The sequence below is a fragment of the Methylobacterium frigidaeris genome, from assembly GCF_022179185.1.
Taxonomy (GTDB): Bacteria; Pseudomonadota; Alphaproteobacteria; order Rhizobiales; family Beijerinckiaceae; genus Methylobacterium; species Methylobacterium frigidaeris.
In genome coordinates this window covers 1-247 of sequence record NZ_BPQJ01000302.1, presented here as the reverse complement: position 1 = coordinate 247, position 247 = coordinate 1, and the positions used below count along the sequence as shown (strand labels likewise).

General features: G+C 79.4%; 1 protein-coding gene. It reads left to right on the top strand.

Annotated elements, in window-relative coordinates; all coding sequences use genetic code 11:
* The coding region (locus MFF64_RS37230; RefSeq protein ID WP_238194095.1) for a hypothetical protein at nucleotides 1-247 on the top strand (247 nt) is incomplete at both ends.

The following is a 247-nucleotide window of genomic DNA, read 5'->3' as shown; positions in this document are numbered from 1 at the left end:
AGCAGATCGACATCCCCGGCCAGCCGGTCAGCGACGAGCAGCCGGCCGGCGAGCGCCGCCGGCGCCGCGCCACCGCCGCCGCGGGCAGCCCCGAGGGCGCCTCGGGCGACCTCAAGACCGACACCAAGGTCGAGGCCAGGACCGAGCCCCGGACGGACGCCAAGACCGACAGCGCGGCGGCGCCGCAGGAGCCCGGCGAGGGCCGCCAGGGCAAGGGCGAGCGCCAGGACCGCGGCGACCGCCAGGA